18 protein-coding genes are annotated in these 17732 nt (G+C 45.4%); 14 read left to right on the top strand and 4 right to left on the bottom strand.

All coding sequences use genetic code 11. The features are described 5' to 3' along the window. The first annotated feature begins 402 nt into the window (after positions 1 to 402). From glmS to K3G25_RS14850, 3 genes are all read left to right on the top strand, one after another. A complete protein-coding gene (glmS, locus tag K3G25_RS14840; RefSeq protein WP_003156758.1) occupies positions 403 to 2205 on the top strand; it encodes a glutamine--fructose-6-phosphate transaminase (isomerizing) in 1803 nt (600 codons plus the stop codon). Between the two features lie 420 nt (positions 2206 to 2625). Further along, complete coding sequence (locus K3G25_RS14845; protein ID WP_232489368.1) at positions 2626 to 3498, top strand: ABC transporter ATP-binding protein; 873 nt, start codon at positions 2626 to 2628, stop codon at positions 3496 to 3498. Beyond that, positions 3476 to 4138, top strand: a complete 663-nt coding sequence (locus tag K3G25_RS14850) for an ABC-2 transporter permease (RefSeq protein ID WP_109566650.1) — start codon at positions 3476 to 3478, stop codon at positions 4136 to 4138. Before K3G25_RS14845 ends, K3G25_RS14850 begins: the two co-directional genes overlap by 23 nt. 76 nt (positions 4139 to 4214) lie before the next feature. Here K3G25_RS14850 and K3G25_RS14855 read toward each other — a convergent pair whose 3' ends face one another. Further along, positions 4215 to 5096 (bottom strand): hypothetical protein, encoded by an 882-nt coding sequence (locus K3G25_RS14855; protein WP_232489369.1) that lies wholly within the window; start codon positions 5094 to 5096, stop codon positions 4215 to 4217. 134 nt (positions 5097 to 5230) lie between these two features. Here K3G25_RS14855 and K3G25_RS14860 point away from each other — a divergent pair, with 134 nt between their 5' ends. Continuing rightward, positions 5231 to 6397, top strand: a complete 1167-nt coding sequence (locus tag K3G25_RS14860) for a DUF4885 family protein (protein ID WP_109566652.1) — start codon at positions 5231 to 5233, stop codon at positions 6395 to 6397. A 52-nt stretch (positions 6398 to 6449) separates the two neighbouring features. Here K3G25_RS14860 and K3G25_RS14865 read toward each other — a convergent pair whose 3' ends face one another. From K3G25_RS14865 to K3G25_RS14875, 3 genes are all read right to left on the bottom strand, one after another. Continuing rightward, entirely contained in the window at positions 6450 to 7295 is an 846-nt protein-coding gene (locus tag K3G25_RS14865; protein ID WP_109566653.1) for an aldo/keto reductase, read from the bottom strand. 110 nt (positions 7296 to 7405) lie between these two features. Beyond that, complete coding sequence (locus K3G25_RS14870) at positions 7406 to 8098, bottom strand: LrgB family protein (protein WP_065180906.1); 693 nt, start codon at positions 8096 to 8098, stop codon at positions 7406 to 7408. Next, positions 8068 to 8472 carry a CidA/LrgA family holin-like protein gene (locus K3G25_RS14875; protein ID WP_003156751.1) on the bottom strand — a complete coding sequence of 135 codons (405 nt, stop codon included), beginning with the start codon at positions 8470 to 8472 and terminating at the stop codon, positions 8068 to 8070. The genes K3G25_RS14870 and K3G25_RS14875 overlap by 31 nt, the downstream gene beginning before the upstream one ends. A 195-nt stretch (positions 8473 to 8667) precedes the next feature. On the opposite strand from K3G25_RS14875, the gene K3G25_RS14880 reads away from it, so the two are divergent. The 10 genes from K3G25_RS14880 to K3G25_RS14925 all read left to right on the top strand — a co-directional run bounded on the left by K3G25_RS14880 (position 8668) and on the right by K3G25_RS14925 (position 17690). Continuing rightward, positions 8668 to 9099 carry a MarR family winged helix-turn-helix transcriptional regulator gene (locus K3G25_RS14880; RefSeq protein ID WP_103527195.1) on the top strand — a complete coding sequence of 144 codons (432 nt, stop codon included), beginning with the start codon at positions 8668 to 8670 and terminating at the stop codon, positions 9097 to 9099. 425 nt (positions 9100 to 9524) lie between these two features. Further along, positions 9525 to 10910: an amino acid permease gene (locus K3G25_RS14885; RefSeq protein ID WP_022552512.1), complete on the top strand. Its 1386-nt coding sequence runs from the start codon at positions 9525 to 9527 to the stop codon at positions 10908 to 10910. A 91-nt stretch (positions 10911 to 11001) separates the two neighbouring features. Next, complete coding sequence (locus K3G25_RS14890) at positions 11002 to 11715, top strand: YjjG family noncanonical pyrimidine nucleotidase (protein WP_021495325.1); 714 nt, start codon at positions 11002 to 11004, stop codon at positions 11713 to 11715. Between the two features lie 10 nt (positions 11716 to 11725). Further along, positions 11726 to 12856, top strand: coding sequence for a sensor histidine kinase (locus K3G25_RS14895; protein WP_232489370.1), 1131 nt, complete (start codon positions 11726 to 11728; stop codon positions 12854 to 12856). Positions 12857 to 12860: 4 nt separating this feature from the next. Continuing rightward, on the top strand, positions 12861 to 13505 hold the full coding sequence (locus K3G25_RS14900) for a response regulator (protein WP_232489371.1): 645 nt from the start codon (positions 12861 to 12863) through the stop codon (positions 13503 to 13505). Between the two features lie 141 nt (positions 13506 to 13646). Continuing rightward, a complete protein-coding gene (locus tag K3G25_RS14905) occupies positions 13647 to 14582 on the top strand; it encodes an ABC transporter ATP-binding protein (protein WP_014416792.1) in 936 nt (311 codons plus the stop codon). A gap of 8 nt (positions 14583 to 14590) precedes the next feature. Beyond that, a complete protein-coding gene (locus tag K3G25_RS14910) occupies positions 14591 to 15778 on the top strand; it encodes an ABC transporter permease (RefSeq protein ID WP_022552515.1) in 1188 nt (395 codons plus the stop codon). Continuing rightward, positions 15775 to 16917 carry an ABC transporter permease gene (locus K3G25_RS14915; RefSeq protein WP_022552516.1) on the top strand — a complete coding sequence of 381 codons (1143 nt, stop codon included), beginning with the start codon at positions 15775 to 15777 and terminating at the stop codon, positions 16915 to 16917. The genes K3G25_RS14910 and K3G25_RS14915 overlap by 4 nt, the downstream gene beginning before the upstream one ends. A gap of 13 nt (positions 16918 to 16930) precedes the next feature. Next, the gene (locus K3G25_RS14920) at positions 16931 to 17110 is read left to right on the top strand and encodes a hypothetical protein (RefSeq protein ID WP_017419310.1); all 180 of its coding nucleotides are present in this window, start codon (positions 16931 to 16933) and stop codon (positions 17108 to 17110) included. Positions 17111 to 17213: 103 nt separating this feature from the next. Further along, positions 17214 to 17690: a DUF4879 domain-containing protein gene (locus K3G25_RS14925; RefSeq protein ID WP_017419311.1), complete on the top strand. Its 477-nt coding sequence runs from the start codon at positions 17214 to 17216 to the stop codon at positions 17688 to 17690. Positions 17691 to 17732 lie beyond the last annotated feature (42 nt).

The raw sequence follows: 17732 nt of genomic DNA on the forward strand, positions 1-17732 counted from the left end.
CAAGTGCGATCAGCATAATATGATAGTAAACATGATGCCGGGGCGGCAAAAAATAATTGACCGTCCTTGGCACATGCTGTAAAATCAAGCTTGTTCAGCCTTTGTTTTTCACTTGCAGGAAAGGCGGGATTGTTTGCATCTTTTATAATTACAGCGCCCGAACTAAGCGCCCGAAAAACGGCTTAGTTGACGAGGATGGAGGTTATCGAATTTTCGGCGGATGCCTCCCGGCTGATTCATTTAGATCACAGCCGTAAGGATTTCTTCAAACCGGAGGGGCGACTCTCCGAACAAAGGGAAATCACATGATCTTCCAAAAAAACATGTGGGAGGGGACGATTGAAAGTCCCCTTGTAATTTGACTTTCTTCGTCTCCTTTTACACCTTTAGGAGGAAGAAAATATGTGTGGAATTGTAGGTTACATCGGTCAGCTTGATGCGAAAGAGATTTTGTTAAAAGGATTAGAGAAGCTTGAGTACCGCGGTTATGACTCTGCCGGTATCGCTGTGGCGAATGAGCAGGGCGTGCATGTGTACAAAGAAAAAGGCCGCATCGCCGACCTTCGTGAAGTGGTGGATCACACGGTTGAATCTCAAGCGGGAATCGGCCATACACGCTGGGCGACTCACGGCGAACCAAGCTTCCTGAACGCTCACCCGCATCAAAGCGCACTCGGCCGCTTTACACTTGTTCATAACGGTGTGATCGAGAACTATGTTCAGCTGAAGCGCGAATATCTTGAAAACGTTGAACTGAAAAGCGACACGGACACTGAAGTAGTCGTTCAAATGATCGAGCAATTTGTGGCGGGAGGACTCAGCACAGAAGAAGCGTTCCGCAAAACACTGACTCTGTTAAAAGGCTCTTACGCAATTGCATTATTTGACGGTGAAAACACAGACACCATTTACGTTGCAAAAAACAAAAGCCCTCTGTTAATCGGCCTTGGAGATACGTTTAACGTCGTGGCATCTGACGCGATGGCTATGCTTCAAGTAACGAATGAATACGTTGAGCTTTTGGACAAAGAAATGGTGATCGTGACAAAAGACGAAGCCGTGATTAAAAACCTTGACGGTGAAGTCATGACACGTGCATCTTATATCGCTGAGCTTGACGCCAGTGATATCGAAAAAGGCACATACCCTCACTACATGTTAAAAGAAACGGATGAGCAGCCGCTTGTTATGCGCAAAATCATCCAAACGTATCAGGACGAAAACGGCAGACTGGCCGTGGCCGGCGATGTCGCTGACGCCGTGGCGGAAGCGGACCGCATTTATATCGTGGCTTGCGGAACGAGCTACCATGCCGGTCTTGTCGGGAAACAATATATTGAAATGTGGGCAAACGTACCGGTTGAAGTGCATGTAGCGAGTGAATTCTCTTACAACATGCCGCTTCTGTCTAAGAAGCCGCTCTTTATCTTCCTTTCTCAAAGCGGAGAAACAGCGGACAGCCGCGCCGTGCTTGTTCAAGTCAAAGCGCTGGGTCACAAAGCGCTGACGATTACAAACGTTCCGGGATCAACGCTTTCCCGTGAAGCGGATTACACATTGCTTCTGCACGCAGGCCCTGAGATCGCGGTTGCATCAACAAAAGCGTATACGGCTCAGATTGCCGTCCTCGCGATCCTTGCATCCGTTGCAGCAGAACGCAACGGCGTTGATATCGGTTTTGATTTAGTCAAAGAATTAGGTATCGCGGCAAACGCCATGGAAGCCCTCTGCGACCAGAAGGACGAAATGGAAATGATCGCGCGTGAGTACCTGACTGTTTCAAGAAACGCTTTCTTCATCGGCCGCGGCCTTGACTACTTCGTGTGTGTCGAAGGCGCCCTGAAGCTGAAAGAGATTTCTTACATCCAGGCGGAAGGCTTCGCCGGCGGCGAGCTGAAGCATGGAACAATCGCTCTGATTGAAGAAGGAACACCGGTCTTTGCGCTTGCGACACAAGAACACGTCAACCTGAGCATCCGCGGAAATGTGAAGGAAGTCGCAGCCCGCGGCGCCAACACTTGCATCATCTCGCTGAAAGGCTTAGAAGACGCAGACGACAGATTCATCCTGCCGGAAGTCAACCCTGCACTTGCTCCGCTGGTTTCTGTTGTGCCATTGCAGCTGATCGCTTACTACGCTGCACTGCACCGCGGCTGTGACGTTGATAAACCGCGCAACCTTGCGAAGAGTGTTACGGTGGAATAATATATTTAACCCCTTTGGTTATTAGCCAGAGGGGTTTTTTAATGCAGAAATTAGAAATACATACTCTTTGCGATTGTAAAGAAATCCCCTTTTATATATTGAAAAGGATTAACACCTGCTTTATAATACGAGATGCATTCCGGTTAAAATCCATAAATGTAATCATTAGTAAATTGTTTTGTGCATGCCTCATCGGAAAGTAATCACCTCCAGTATTTTTCATCATGAATATCCATTATATAAACGTAATCAATCGATTACACATCCAAATTATGATTAAAAGACTTTAAAATCCCTGTTGTATTTGCCGACTCCTGCCTCTTTATGAATACCTCGACTAGATATAAAAATCATAATATTTTTGCAATAATCCGGTTCAATTTTTAAAAAAGTCCTGACAAGAATGATAGGAGTGGAATGATGTCAAACCTTTTAGAAATCAGAAACATCAGCAAATCTTTTGGTCATAAAGCTGTTTTAAAAGATGTCACATTCAATGTGCCTGCCGGATCCATTGTCGGTTTTATCGGTGATAACGGCGCAGGCAAATCAACAACATTTAAAACGATATTAGGGTTAATCTCTCAGGATAGAGGTAAAGTGAAAATCTTTGGTAAAGAGAATCTGGATAAACATATAAAGTTCAAAGAAGATATTGGGGTCGTATTTGATGCGATGAATCTGCCCGCGCATCTTACGATAAAACAGCTGAATCATGTATTTAAAAAACTATTCGGTGCTTGGGACCAAGACAATTTTTATCGGTTGGTTCATTCTTTCTCTTTACCTATGGACAAAAAAGTGAATACATTCTCGCGCGGCATGTCAATGAAGTTATCCGTAGCTGTTGCTTTGTCGCATAATGCAAAATTATTACTCCTGGATGAAGCAACGGGAGGGCTTGATCCCTCTTCAAGAGATGATCTGTTAAATGAATTAAAAAGCTTTGTGAGTAAAAGCAACGGCGGTATTTTACTTTCATCGCACATTATGACTGATGTCGAGAAGATAGCCAGCCATATCATTATGATGAAAGATGGCGAAATTTTATTAAATGAAGAGAAAGATAAGGTTCTTGAAAGCTATACTGTTATAGACGTTGATGAAGGCCGATTGGCTGAGCTTGAGGAGGATATCGTTCTAGCAAAAAGGAATCATGGATCTTATTGGAGTGTGCTTGTATCGGATCGACAGAAATTGCCAAATGGCGTAACGGCCAACACCATTTCCATAGAAGAAATCAGCGTCTTTTTAACGAGGAGTGAAAACATTGAGAGGTCTGTTACTGACTAACTATTACTTGGTTTATCGAAGTTTCTTTGCATACACGGGGTTGGCCATATTGGTATCAGCAGTCATTTTTTATTTTGGGGATGCTTCAATGCATCGTTTTGTTGCTATGCTGATTATTTTGTTTGTCGTTATGCCCGCACTTGAGGTAATAAAGTATGAGAGCAAGTCTGGCTATGATAAGTATGTCCTGACTTTACCGGTCAGCAGAACAAATATTGTTCAAAGTCACTATGTCTTTTATCTTTTGATTGTTGTGATCGGAGCTGTAATATCTTATGGTATTTTCCTTGTATACAGCCTGGGTTCTGATGAACCAATTGACGGCATATTGAATATTGTCTCTTTTGGAACGTTCATCGTTCTCTTTGCCGGTGCAATCGTTTATCCTCTTCTCTACATGATAGGCCCGGAAAAATCCGATGCTATCGTGATTGGAGGTGCAATGGGGGGACTTTTTGCTACCTTTGGATTGCAAAGTGTCGTTGGGTATGTAGCAGAACAAGTACCGCTGTCATTTTTGCACATAAATCCTTCTTTATATATCCCGATTATATATCTCATGATCGGCGTTATCTTATATATCATTTCATTTTTCATTGCTGCGGCTATCTATCATAAAAAAGAATTTATAACAGGATAAGGAAAGGAACGGGCTCATAAATTCACTTAAACTTCAAGCAGACAGCCGCCCGCCCAATGGGCGGCTGTTCTTCTAATTAAAACTGCGTTGTCACATCGTACTCATAATCAATCTTCAATTTCACATTTTTCATAGTCGATTTTGCTGTTGCGAGTGTGTTGTATTTAAAATTCCAGATGCTTGAGACTGAGAGGTTATCATCCAGTGTGATATCGTAATTGCCTTGAGTGGAGCTGTTTGCGAGTGCGCGGTGCCACACTTTATTCTCTTCAGACATTATGCAGTGTCTTGTGTTTCCTTGGCTTGGTGTTTGAGTCGCGGCGGTACTGATTCTTTTCACTATGGCGTCTTTTGGAATGCTTGTTTGTTTGGTTAAGTCGAGCCTGAGAACGGTTGAATCTGATCCATTCGGACTGAGGCTTGTATTTCCTTTATTTTCAGCCGTGCCGCTGAATGAGAAGGTCTCGCTTCCGGTTTTGATTCGATCGTAAATGGAGAGTGTAAAGTATATATCGTCAGTGTATGAGCCGCGGGACACTTTCACGTAGAACGTCTCGTTGTTTTCTTTCGCATCTGTAATGGCATAGATAAAAGGAAGCGGCGTATCAGGGTTTATCACTTCTGTGCCTTTACTGATCAGCACTTTGTTTTTATTATAAATTTCAATGCTCATTCCCTTGTATTCACTTCTTGTTGAGCTCCTGACATAGAGTCTTTCTCCCTTATTTGCCGTGAAAGTGAAGTACGATTCTTTTTCCCCTTTCGGCAATACGGCTGTATCAATATTTTTATATTTCCAGTAGCCTACTGGATTGGCAGTTTCAAATGAGTGATTTCCTGTAATAGCGCTTATTTGTGATGAGTTCTTTTGAGACGCAGAGGCTGAGGCTGAAGGTGCAATCAATACGCCTGATAATACGATTGCACTGACAAATAGCATAGATACATACTTTTTCATGGAAAAATCCCCCTTTTTGACTACATCATACATAAAAACCCTCATGATGTAAACATTTGTTATTTTAGGTTAAAATCAACTGGAAAACAGCCGATACAAACACTAGAACATCATCTCAAGCGGAGGTTAAAAACATGCGCCTAAACGCTCGTTATATAAAAAATCAAATAATGGCTCAGCAAGTGCTTCAGCGGTATTCTTCCAAAACAAATGGGAAAGATGCGGCAAAAGGGCCGGACAGCTTATTGATTCAGGCAAGCGGGACCCGCGATCTGAGCCAGATGAATTATTCAAGGAGCGGTGTCACTGAGAAAGGGAGCAGCCTGTCCCGTTTATATCAATCTGCAAATCAGAAAACGATTACGGATAATGGGAATGAGACGGTAATAGACGCTGATAATCCGTATGAGTCTGAGAGTGATATTGCGAGCAGGATTCTTGATGAGAAATACAGCCGTATCAATGAAATCAATAAACGAAAATCAGATCCTTTGCGTTATATTAAGGACAAATACCAGCGTGCCGATTCACCTTATTTCAGGAGTGATTTATCAGAATCAGAGCGTCAGGCCGCTTATCATAACGAAACGGAATGGCTGTTTAAGGGGAAAGCCCAGAGCTATGATTTCCGTGATGCGGCGTTTCGGGGTGAAACGCTCAACGGAGAGATTCAAGTCGAAAATGAAAGGGTGTTTCAGCGGGCGCAGGTGAATCAGCAGATTGATATGCTTTTTCATCGGAATCATATTCAGATTCCGGAGGGTGCGAATCTTACATTTACGATATCACCGATTGATTATCTGTTAAAAGTGAATGGGACTGACGATAAAGAGCTCACTCAGCAGATTGAAGCCGTCTTAAACTCCGGGGAAAACAGCAAAGAGCTGTTTGCGCACATCATTCGCAGCCGGGGTGATGACTCCTCGCAGTTTACGCCGGAAACATATGAGAAATATCAAGTCGTTCGGGAAATGTATGAGGTGACCGGCTATCATCTGAAAGACATGCAGATCGTGGACGGAAAGTACGTCACAGAAGACGGCCGTGACCTTTTAGACGTCTATAAGGAAGCGCTGCAGCTCGATCCTTTGTTGAAACATACGGCGGCAGAAGCGGCCGCCCATTACGGACAGGCGCTCGCGAAGCTTGCGAGAACGGGTTATGATGCCATTCCTGATTTGGTGCTGTCCATTGAGTATAAAAACGGATCTCTGCGTGATGTCGGCCAAAGCAGGCAATACGGATCTGGGGATACAGATTGGCTTTCTGAATGGAAACGGGAGCTGGGTGTGCGTATATAAAATGAGAAAAAAGCTGACAAATGATGCCGTCAGCTTTTCTTTATGTGTTTTCTTAAAACTCCTCATACTCCGCCGGGTCTTGGCCGTTTATGCGTCCGTCGGGGCGGGTAAGCGAGTCTATGATGCTCATGTCGTTTTCATCAAGAGAGAAATCAAAAACGGAGATGTTTTCAAGCTGGCGCTCGGGCGATGCTGATTTTGGAATCGGGATGGCGCCCAGCTGGATATGCCAGCGTAAAATGACTTGAGAAATGGTTTTGCCGTATTTGTCCGCAATCTGTCCGAGTTTTTGATCGTTCAATACTTCACCGGCGCGGGATAACGGACTCCATGATTCTGTCACGATGCCCTGTTCTTCGTGCCATTGGCGCTGCTGCTGCTGATTAAAAGCGGGATGCAGTTCAATTTGGTTGATGCCTGGCTTTACGCCGGTTTCACGTTCGAGCCGTTCGATATGCTCAGGCAGGAAATTGCAGACGCCGATGGATCGGATCAGGCCCCATTTTTTCGCATCAATCAGTGCCTGCCATGCTTCCGTGTAGCGGTCTTGTTTCGGATTCGGCCAATGGACGAGATACAGGTCATAGTAGTCCAGACCGGCGCGGTATAAAGATTCTTGGATGGTTTGTACAGCTTTGTCATAGTCATGGTAGCGTCCGGGCATCTTGGACGTCACGTATAGCTGTTCTCTCGGAACAGAGCTTCTGCGGATGGCTTCTCCGACCGTCCCTTCATTTTCATAGTTATAAGCGGTGTCAATCAGACGGTAGCCGATATCAATGGCGCTGGTAATGGCATGAACGCCATTGTTTCCATTAAGAGCGTATGTACCGAAGCCGATCGCGGGAATGCTTGTCCCATCCAGCAGTTTCTTTTGCGGAATTGCTCCAGTCATCATTAAATCCCTCCTTGTTTTCTACTTTACCATTATTCTTACAAATGAAACATAATAATGGAAGGAAATGAGATGATCCGCACATGAAAAAAGCTGACGGAGAACCGTCAGCTTTAAATTTGAAACATCCATGCTACGACGGGGCCGAAGACCGACCCTAACACGGCGCAGAGCGTCATGGAAACAGAACTCATGGAGACCGTTAATTCTCCGTACTCCATTGCTTTTGAGGTGCCGAGCGCATGGGAAGCGCTCCCGAATGCAATTCCTTTCCCGAGTGAGCTGCGGATGCGGATCCACTTGAGAAGCAGCGGTCCTAAGATAACGCCGGAAAACCCTGCGATCATGACGAACACGACTGTCATGGAAGGGACACCGCCGATACCGGACGCAATCTGTATGGCGACAGGCGTCGTAATTGATTTTGGGATAATTGACAAAATCAAACTCCGGCTGATGCCGAACAGCTCTGCAAATAGCAGGCCGCTGACCATTCCGGAGAATAAACCGGCCAACACGCCGCCGATGATCGGAAACATATACTTGATTAACACCCGGCGCTGCTTATAAAGCGGGTATGCCAAAGCCACCACGGCGGGGCCGAGCAGTGAATTGATCCATTGGCCGCCGATCATATAGTCTTTATACGAAATATGAAAAACAAGCAGCACGGCGATAATGAAAATCGTAGTCGTCAAAACCGGTATGAGAAAGGGATATGGAAAGCGCACATATAATTTCACCATAGCCAGATAGGCGGCGGCCGTGAACAAAATTATAAAGATTGCGATACATGTTTGCTGCACTTCTTTTTCTCCTTTCTCTGATTGGCTTTGTGCTCTAACAGCTGGCTGGCGTACCCTGCGGCGATCATTGTGACGATGGTGCTCAGCACGATGATCAGAAACAGAGCAGCCCCGCTGGCGGAAAACAGTGACGGGTAATTGATGACGCCCGTCATGGCCGGAATGAATAACAGCGGAAGAAAAGACAGCAAAAATCCGGCTCCGTCTTCAATCATTTTGACGGGAATGATCTTAACCGATAAACATATGATCAGCAGGATCAAACCGATGATACTTCCGGGAATGGGCAGGTGAAAGAACTGCTGAACGGCTCCCCCGATAAAGGAAAATGCGAATAAAATAATGATTTGCAAGATGATGCGTATGACTTTCACGACAATGCTGTTCTTTGGAGAAGAGCAGCTTCCCCCTTTCTTGATGCTTCGATATGTTTCTTTACTTTTTGCGCATATATTTGTACTATACAAATATATGTATGCAAAATCTTTCTATATGTTTTCTGAGTAAATGTGCATATGTTTGTATTATACAACTAATGTTGCTGTTGTCAATTGTAAGGAGTGAGGCTGTTGTCAAAACTAGATCCGATTGAATTAATTGAATATGAGCTCACCACTTTTATCAGGAGAGCTGTTTATCTTGATAACTCCGACCGTAAAATCGGACATCTGGAAAGGGCTGCGTATTTGTTATTACGGCAGCTGGATGAATTCGGACCGGCGCGTGTAAAGGAATTAGCCGAATCTTTTAAGCTGGATATTTCCACATTGTCTCGCCAGGCCGCGGCCTTGGAGTCGAAAGAGCTGATCCAGCGTTTTTCCGATCCTTCTGACGGGCGGGTCAGTCTGTTTGCGATTACGAAGCTTGGCAAACAGAGGTTAAAAGCTGATAAAAAGATGCGTCTTGATCGATACCGACATATGCTTGACGATTGGTCAGGCGATGAAAAAGAAATGTTCAGCCGGCTTTTGCTGCGGCTGAATGAGGCATTTATCGATTAATGCATGATTTTTGCCGGGTTAAGCAGGATTATGGCGTATACAAGGGAGAATGGAAGAGAGTAAGACTTTACGCCATTCTGCTTAGCAAAAATAATATTGAATAGGGGGCGGAACATGTTTCTCCAGGGACATCCTGTTTCTCGGAGGCTGCGACATTTATTATCTCAATATTCATAATTCAATAAAAATGAAAGCGCTTTATTTTTAGTCTGTTGGTTTAGGGTGCAAGGTGTTTACCTGAAAAAAACAATTGTATTTTCCACGAAAATTTATTATGATGGAATAAGGAAATTGGAGATTATATAACAATAGAAAGCTAAAATATTTCTAATATTGCGGGAAATGAAGAGTGAGTTAGGTTCAACAGGTGCACCTTCTGCTTCATTATTTCACATATATCAGAGCTGTTAAGAGGAGGAAGCGAAGTGGCAAACAAAGAATTAAAGAGAGGCTTAGGCGCGCGTCATATACAGATGATTGCGCTGGGCGGCACGATCGGTGTCGGTTTATTCATGGGGTCATCCAGCACGATCGGATGGACCGGGCCGTCTGTCCTGCTGGCTTATGCGATCTCAGGTATCTTTATCTTTTTTATCATGCGTGCGATGGGCGAAATGCTCTATGTAGAGCCGAGTACAGGGTCGTTTGCGACATTCGGCCATAAGTATATACATCCGTTAGCCGGCTATATGACGGCGTGGAGCAACTGGTTTCAATGGGTGATCGTCGGGATGTCTGAAATTATCGCCGTCGGTTCGTATATGAAATATTGGTTTCCTGATCTGCCGGCATGGATTCCCGGCATTATCGCCATGGCCATTCTCGGTGCGGCGAATTTAATTTCGGTAAAATCTTTCGGTGAGTTTGAATTTTGGTTTGCCATGATCAAAATCGTCACCATTATTCTGATGATTGTGGCCGGAATCGGGATTATTTTCTTCGGTTTCGGTAACGGAGGGCATGCGATCGGATTATCTAATTTATGGTCGCACGGCGGTTTCTTTACAAATGGTTTTTCAGGATTTTTCTTTGCTTTGTCTTTGGTCGTTGCGGCCTATCAAGGGGTCGAGCTGATCGGGATTACGGCAGGAGAAGCGAAGGACCCGCAAAAAACGCTGCGAAGCGCGATTCAGAGTATTATTTGGCGGATTTTAATTTTCTACATCGGTGCGATTTTCGTCATCGTTACCGTATATCCGTGGAATGAGCTTCACTCACTCGGCAGTCCGTTTGTTTCGACATTTGCGAAAGTCGGGATTACGGCGGCGGCCGGTTTGATTAACTTTGTTGTGATTACCGCTGCGATGTCCGGATGCAACAGCGGGATATTCAGTGCGGGACGCATGCTTTATACATTGGGCGTGAACGGACAGGCCCCGAAATTCTTTAAGAAAGTTTCTTCGAGCGGTGTGCCGATATTCGGTACGCTTGCGGTATTAATCGGACTTGTGATCGGTGTCGTGCTGAACTACATCGCGCCTCCGAAAGTTTTTGTCTATGTGTACAGCGCGAGTGTGCTACCGGGAATGATTCCGTGGTTCGTCATTTTAATCAGCCATCTCGGTTTCAGAAGAGCGAAGGGCGCTGAGCTTGATAAGCATCCGTTTAAGATGCCTTTTGCGCCGTTTACAAACTATTTGACGATCGCTTTCTTACTCATGGTATTGATCGGCATGTGGTTTAACAAAGATACGCGGATTTCTTTGGTTGTCGGGGTGATTTTCCTGGCGATTGTGACGGTCAGCTATTATGCGTTCGGTATCGGCAAGCGCATGCCTGGTGAAAAATCGAAAATAGAAGACGCTGTATAATTCAAAAAGACACCTCTCTTACAGGGGTGTCTTTTTCGGCTTGTCCGCGAGTGGTATACTGGTTAAAAAAGCAGAACCGGGGGAAACATCGATGAGTCATTACCGTACGTTATTATTTGATATAGACAATACGCTGCTGGATTTTACCGCTTCAGAAACCGATGCTCTTCAAAAATTGTTTCAAGGTTCAAAGCTGGAGCTGACGGCAGAGGTGGAAGCCCGTTATAAAGCGTTAAATCAGGGGCTGTGGAAAGCGTTTGAAGAGGGGGAAATGACCCGCGATGAAGTGGTGAATACACGGTTTGCCCTTTTGTTTAAAGAATACGGCCTCGAAGCCGACGGCGTGCTGTTGAATCAGGCGTACCGCCAATACTTAGAAGAAGGGCACCAGATGATAGACGGAGCTTATGAGCTGATTGAACGGCTGAGTCCTTTATTTGATTTATACATCGTGACGAACGGCGTCTCAAGATCACAATATAAGCGGCTGGGCGACTCCGGTCTGTATCCGTTCTTTAAAGATGTGTTTGTATCTGAGGACACGGGTTTTCAAAAGCCGATGAAGGAATACTTTGATTACGTGTTTGCGAGAATTCCCGGTTTTTCTGCCGAGGGCGGACTTATTATCGGCGATTCACTGAGCGCGGACATAAAAGGCGGTCAGATGGCGGGAATTGATACGTGCTGGTTTAATCCCGGAAAGAAAGCAAATGAGTCCGGAATCATCCCGACATACGAGATTCATTCGCTTGATGAGCTGTATGATGTGCTGAACGTGGAGCGGAAAGCCGCCGCTCATTTGTAAGGAGAATACGATGAAGATTGCACATACGAAGTTACTGATCAGGGGTTTTGCATTACTATCAATCTTTCATGCGATTCTTCAGCTTCCTCCCGGCCGGGGGGAGCTGAAGGTTTTTTTGTCTGTGCTCGTGATGATGCTGACGGCTAATGACTGCCTGCGGCCGCTGTATATGAAGAGAAGACCGGCTATATATCAAGGCTCTTTTCTCCTGAGCAGCGTTATCGCGGGAGTTCTTTTGTACAATGTCTATAGTGTGGGGACACAGGCCGTAATGGTGCTTTTATTGGCGGAGGTGCTTATTACTGATAAGCAGATTTCGGCTGTTTTGTTAACGATGAATGCCGCCGCATTTGCCGCAGCTTTATACGCCGGCGGAGCGGGTGTCAGTGATATCGTGCCGCCATACTTCATCATGTTTGCGGTGATTTATTTATATAGGAAAAACCTGCAGGAGAAGTCGAAGGTTGAATTGCTGAACCGAGAGCTGAAGATCGCTAATGATACACTGAAGGAATATTCAGACCGGATTGAGGAACTGGCCGTTACGAAAGAAAGAACAAGAATTGCGCAGGAGCTGCATGATTCTCTCGGTCATTATCTGGCTGCTCTGAAAATGAATTTGGAATTTGCCGGGAAGACAGCCGGGCATCAGCCGGACAAAGTGAAGCAGATCATTCATAAGGCGCATGATCTTACGAAAGAATCCATTTTAAAGCTTCGCCAGGCCGTTATGCTGCTGCAGGGCTCTTTGCCGGGGCGGGGATTTGAGCAAGAGCTTCGTGACATTTTCAGCCATTTTCAAGAGGCGGGAGGCATACGCTTCGAGCTGGAGATGGATGCGGCCATAGAAGCGGAACAGCCGGATGTGAAGCATTGTCTTTATCAATCCGTTCAGGAAACGATTACGAATGCGATAAAGCATGGACATGCTTCATATGTTTCTGTCCGGATTCAAAAAAACCGAAACATGATATTGGCGCATATTCATAATAACGGCTCAGCCTGCGGAACGATCATAAAATCAAATGGTCTGAAAGGAATTGAGAAAAGAGCAGCCGCACTTGGCGGAGAGGCTGTTTTCTCGTCTGGGAAGGAAACGGGTTTTGACGTGAAAATAAGGATTCCGTGCAAGGAGGATTAATCAAGTGAATGTCATGATTGCAGACGACCAGTCCATTGTGAGAGAGGGGCTGAAAATGATTCTGAGTCTTCACGAAGGAATTCAAATATCGGGAGAGGCTTCTTGCGGCGAAGAGGTGCTCCGGCTGCTTTCTCAATCCGAAACTGATGTGATTTTGATGGATATCAGAATGCCCGGTATGGACGGAATCGAAACGACAAAAGCGGTAAAAGCGCGATATCCGTCCGTAAAAGTCATCATTCTGACAACGTTTGAAGATGATCACTATATTTTTGCCGGGCTGAAAAGCGGAGCCGACGGCTATCTCTTGAAGGATGCTGATTCAGATGAAATTATCGCCTCCCTTCAAGCCGTTTATGAAGGGAAGATGATGCTGAATCCCAAAATCACGGTTTCCGTCGTAAAAGCGCTGAACAATATGGAGATCCCTGCGGTGCAGGAAGAGCCGCAGTCAAAGCTGACGGAGATTCTCACGCCGAGAGAGCTTGATGTGGCGAAACACATTATGGAAGGCAAAAGCAATAAACGCATTGCCGCAGACTTATTTCTGACTGAAGGCACTGTGAAAAACTATGTATCCAGAATCCTCGATAAACTTGAAGTGTCAAACAGAACCGAGCTTACTTTATATTTGCAAAAAATGGTATAACCCCGCTTCACCCTCCTCTCTCCCTTTTTATCACTAAACATATGACGAAAGTAATATCCATATCGAGTACGAAAGTGAATAGAAAACAAGGATTGCCGAGAGTAGAATAAGTGCAGACATGACACAAGGAGTGCTGCATGAATGCTCGAATTAACGGATTTGACAAAGAAGTACGGCGATTTTACCGCTGTCAATCATATATCACTGCGCGTCGAAAAAGGCGAGATATTCGGTCTGCTGGGACCAAACGGCGCCGGTAAATCAACAACGGTGTCGATGATCAGCACCGTGCTCCCGCCGACGGGCGGAACAATCTGCATTGACGGAACCTCATTACAGGAGCAGCCTGCGGCCATAAAAAAAGTGATGGGAGTCGTCCCGCAGGAAATCGCTTTATATCAAGCGTTAAGCGCAAAGGATAATCTGGCTTTTTTCGGGAGTCTGTACGGACTTTCCGGTAAGGAGCTTTGTAAACGGGTTGATGAAGTGCTGGACATCATCGAATTAAAGGAACAGCGAAATCAAAGGATATCTGAATTTTCAGGCGGTATGAAAAGACGGGTGAATATCGGTGCCGCGCTAATGAATGAACCGAAACTATTCATTTTAGATGAACCGACCGTCGGAATTGATCCGCAATCCAGACATCATATTCTTCAAACCGTGAAGACGTTAAATCAAGAAAAAGGGATGACCGTCATCTACACGAGTCATTACATGGAAGAGGTCGAATACCTCTGTGAAAAAGCGGCGATCATGGATCACGGCTCAATCATTGCCTGCGGGACGAAAGACGAATTGAAGCAGTCAGCCAAAGCCTCTGATACCTTGATCGTGAATGCAGAGGGGCTGAATGATGATGCCGTTAAAAAAATCCGCCGCATTCCCGGTGTTGCCGAGGCTGCTGTCAGCCAGCAGACCATTACGATGCTCGTCTCTGCGGCAGATCGCAATATCCTTGATATTGCGGATGATATCAGGAAAACCGGTATCACCATTAAGGGCATTCATTTCGAGGAAGCCAATCTGGAAAGCATTTTCCTCCGGCTCACCGGCAAAACGCTGCGGGATTCATAGGGGGCGTCATGAAAATATTATTCAGGCTGATCTTATTAGATTTTCGGTTATTGGCCGGAGCAAAGTCTTTCTATATAAAACTGATTCTGTTTCCGGCACTGATGATTTTTATTTTAGGAACGGTTTTTCACGGCGATTCGAAAGTGAAGCCATTTCAGACCGCGTTTTATAATGCGGATCACGCGGAGAGTTCTTTAGGCGACGTATTAAAAAATGACGTGCTGAAACAAACTGATCTCATCCGTGTAAAAGACATAGGCAGTTACCAAGAAGGGAAACAGCTTGTCGAAAGCGGCAAAGTCTCCGTTTTTGTATACGTGCCGAAAGGCTTTGCAAAAGCGGCAGAACACAATGAAAAAACAAGTATCAAAGTCATCTCGGACCAACAAGGCTCTGTAAACGGAGACATTGTGGAAATGATGGCTGATTCGTTTGTCACCAGAGTAAAAGCGGAGATCAGTGAAGAAAAAGCGGTGCTGAAGAAGTCGGAACATCTGTCAAAGGGAGATGCCAGCAAAATCATCAGCGGCCTTTCGGGTGAACGTGAACAGGCTGTCACCATTCCGAAACAGTCGGCCGGCAATCACGCGGCCCCGATTGATGCGATGCAGTATTATTCAATCGCAATGGTCGTCATGTTCTCCATTATGACCGCGTTTGCGCTCATTCACGGGATAGTGGAAGAGAGACAGCAGCACACGTTATTCAGAATCAAATCAATGCCTGTTTTACGTATCCAGTATGTGGCGGGTAAGCTTTTGGGAATCATGCTTGCCATCCTTATGCAAATGGCTGCCGTCATCATCGCAAGCAGCATCTTGTATCAGGTAAAATGGGGCAATTTGTTTGAAATATTGCTGGTTACGATTGTTTATTCATTTGCGATCGGCAGTATCGTGCTTCTTTGGGGGGTTGCTGCAAAAAACCACGAGACCGTCTCAAGCATGGCGGCTCCCATTTTATACGGATTCAGTTTTTTAGGCGGAAGCTTTATCGCAAAAGACGGCTTGCCTGACAGTTTGAAAATCGTGCAGGAGCTGATACCGAACGGCAAAGCGATCAACAGCTATGTCAGTGTCACGCAGCATGCCGGTCTGAGCGGTATTCTGGCGGATTTGGCAGAGCTTGCCGCCATCGGCGCCGTGTTTTTATGTTTGACCATCTGGGTGTTTAAACGGAAGGAGGCTGTTTCATGACGCAGCTGTTATTCATGATCAGACATCAGCTGAAACTGATGCTGCAAAATCGGGCTGCCATCTTTGCGACGATTTCCGCCCCGCTCCTTCTCACATATTTCTTTTCCTTTTCTGCGGATGGCAGTCAGCAGAAGGAAGTATATGTAGCTGATAAGGATCAGAGCGCCTATTCAGCGCAATTTATGAAAATGATTCAGACAGCCGGCCATATAAAAGTCACGAAGGTCACGGAGGACGTATTAAAAACAAAGGTTAATCATCAGGATATTTCCTTCGGATTGCTGATCGGCTCTCATTTTGAAGAAAAATTATTTTCCGGAGATGAATTGAACGTTTCATTTATTCAGAATGAAGAAAAGGGTGATGCTGTTTTGACAGAGCAGCTGATTGCGCAGCAGGCGGGCGCGCTGAAAAAAATAGTCCACGATGCAAAAGTGATATCCCGCACGCTGCACACCGACGGGAAGCAGGCGGCAGCTGATCTCTTGAAGGATATTCAGGATCATTCCGCCGTCAATGTTGACCGCCATCACGTTTATGAAGGCGGACAGGCAGCCGACAGGCTTATCGGATTTTTAGTGATGTTTATCTGGTTCGTTGCAGTCCAAAGCCTGCGATCATTTATAGATGAACAAGAAAATCATACATATGACAGATTGCTGAGCACGCCCGTTTCCTATACGGCATATGCAATCTCTAAGTTTGCGGCGGCGTATCTTTTCGGACTTCTCCATATTATCGTGATCCTCGCTGCCGGAACATTCATGCTGCATATCCGTTTTGCTGATCATGTTTTTGCTGCGGGAGCGGTGCTTGCGGCCTGCTCGTTTGCGCTGACTGCTGTAACGATGGCCGTGATACCGTTCATGAAGAGCCAAAAGCAATTCACGTCGCTTGCTTCCGTTTTTATAGCTGTCACGGGTTTATTGGGAGGGGCTTTCTTCACTTTAGACGCGGCTCCGGAGTACATGCGGATGCTGTCGTTGTTTACTCCTGAAAAATGGGCGATCGGCTCATTTCAAAACAATGGCGGAGGCAGCATGCAGATCGTGCCGCTGAGCCTGTTTCTTGCTGCCGGTGCAGCGTCATTAGTCTTATCACTTTATATGATAAACCGTCATATGAAAAAAAACGGTTAGAAGGGTGGCTGCTTTGTATATGGCAGAAATAATCGGAATCATAGAATTGCTCGCGGGAGCCGCAATGAACGTATGGATCGGGAGGCTCGGAAAAACCTTTTTCGGTAAAGATGACAGAAGTTCGAGAGTCGTGTTAAGAATCTGCGGCATCTTTCTCATGATCAACGGCGTTTCAAGAGCGTTTCATATCTAGTTCACAAAGTGTTCCGGACTCTTTTATAAAATGTAATCTTTTTCCTTGTAAATCGTGTAAAATAGTATAGGATTCTACGAAAAGAATAAGAGGGGGAAAAAACATGAAAAAGAGACTCGTTACGCTATTCGCGGCGGCCGCCGCTGTTTTGTTGCTTGTGAGCGGGTTGTGGGCTCCATCAGCGTCTGCGGCGCCGGCTCCTGCTTTAACACAAATCCGCATTATCGGTGTGACGTCTGACGGTCAGAGTTACCAATGGGAAAATATCGGGCCGAACCAAATCAGCGCATCAAAACCGATGAAGGGTACAACGGGTTATTTAGCCGTATATTTCCAAGGCTATCCGAACAATAACACGATCCAGGCGTTTAACAACGGAACGAATATTACAAATCTTACGTCAAAAGCGCTGGAAGATGAATATACGAAAAACGGCAATATCGTTACAGGCTATATTAAATATTACAGTGTTCCTCTTTCTTATGTCAGTTCAGGAACGTTCTCTTTCTCCGCAACGGGGCTGAACGGGCCGTACACACCGTTAAGCAGCGGATTTTTCTCCATTCAGGTACAGAGTTAAAACAGCCGCCCGGTGCTTTCATGTATAGTTTTTCTCTCTTTC

The sequence above is a fragment of the Bacillus sp. FCW2 genome, assembly GCF_021228595.1.
GTDB classification, from domain to species: domain Bacteria; phylum Bacillota; class Bacilli; order Bacillales; family Bacillaceae; genus Bacillus; species Bacillus velezensis.

Coding starts and splice junctions, on each gene's coding strand:
- glmS (WP_003156758.1), top strand. CDS start 403: ATGTGTGGAATTGTAGGTTACATCGGTCAGCTTGATGCGAAAGAGATT.
- K3G25_RS14855 (WP_232489369.1), bottom strand. CDS start 5,096: ATGAAAAAGTATGTATCTATGCTATTTGTCAGTGCAATCGTATTATCA.
- K3G25_RS14890 (WP_021495325.1), top strand. CDS start 11,002: ATGAGTCATTACCGTACGTTATTATTTGATATAGACAATACGCTGCTG.
- K3G25_RS14910 (WP_022552515.1), top strand. CDS start 14,591: ATGAAAATATTATTCAGGCTGATCTTATTAGATTTTCGGTTATTGGCC.
- K3G25_RS14845 (WP_232489368.1), top strand. CDS start 2,626: ATGTCAAACCTTTTAGAAATCAGAAACATCAGCAAATCTTTTGGTCAT.
- K3G25_RS14925 (WP_017419311.1), top strand. CDS start 17,214: ATGAAAAAGAGACTCGTTACGCTATTCGCGGCGGCCGCCGCTGTTTTG.
- K3G25_RS14905 (WP_014416792.1), top strand. CDS start 13,647: ATGCTCGAATTAACGGATTTGACAAAGAAGTACGGCGATTTTACCGCT.
- K3G25_RS14915 (WP_022552516.1), top strand. CDS start 15,775: ATGACGCAGCTGTTATTCATGATCAGACATCAGCTGAAACTGATGCTG.
- K3G25_RS14895 (WP_232489370.1), top strand. CDS start 11,726: ATGAAGATTGCACATACGAAGTTACTGATCAGGGGTTTTGCATTACTA.
- K3G25_RS14865 (WP_109566653.1), bottom strand. CDS start 7,295: ATGATGACTGGAGCAATTCCGCAAAAGAAACTGCTGGATGGGACAAGC.
- K3G25_RS14860 (WP_109566652.1), top strand. CDS start 5,231: ATGCGCCTAAACGCTCGTTATATAAAAAATCAAATAATGGCTCAGCAA.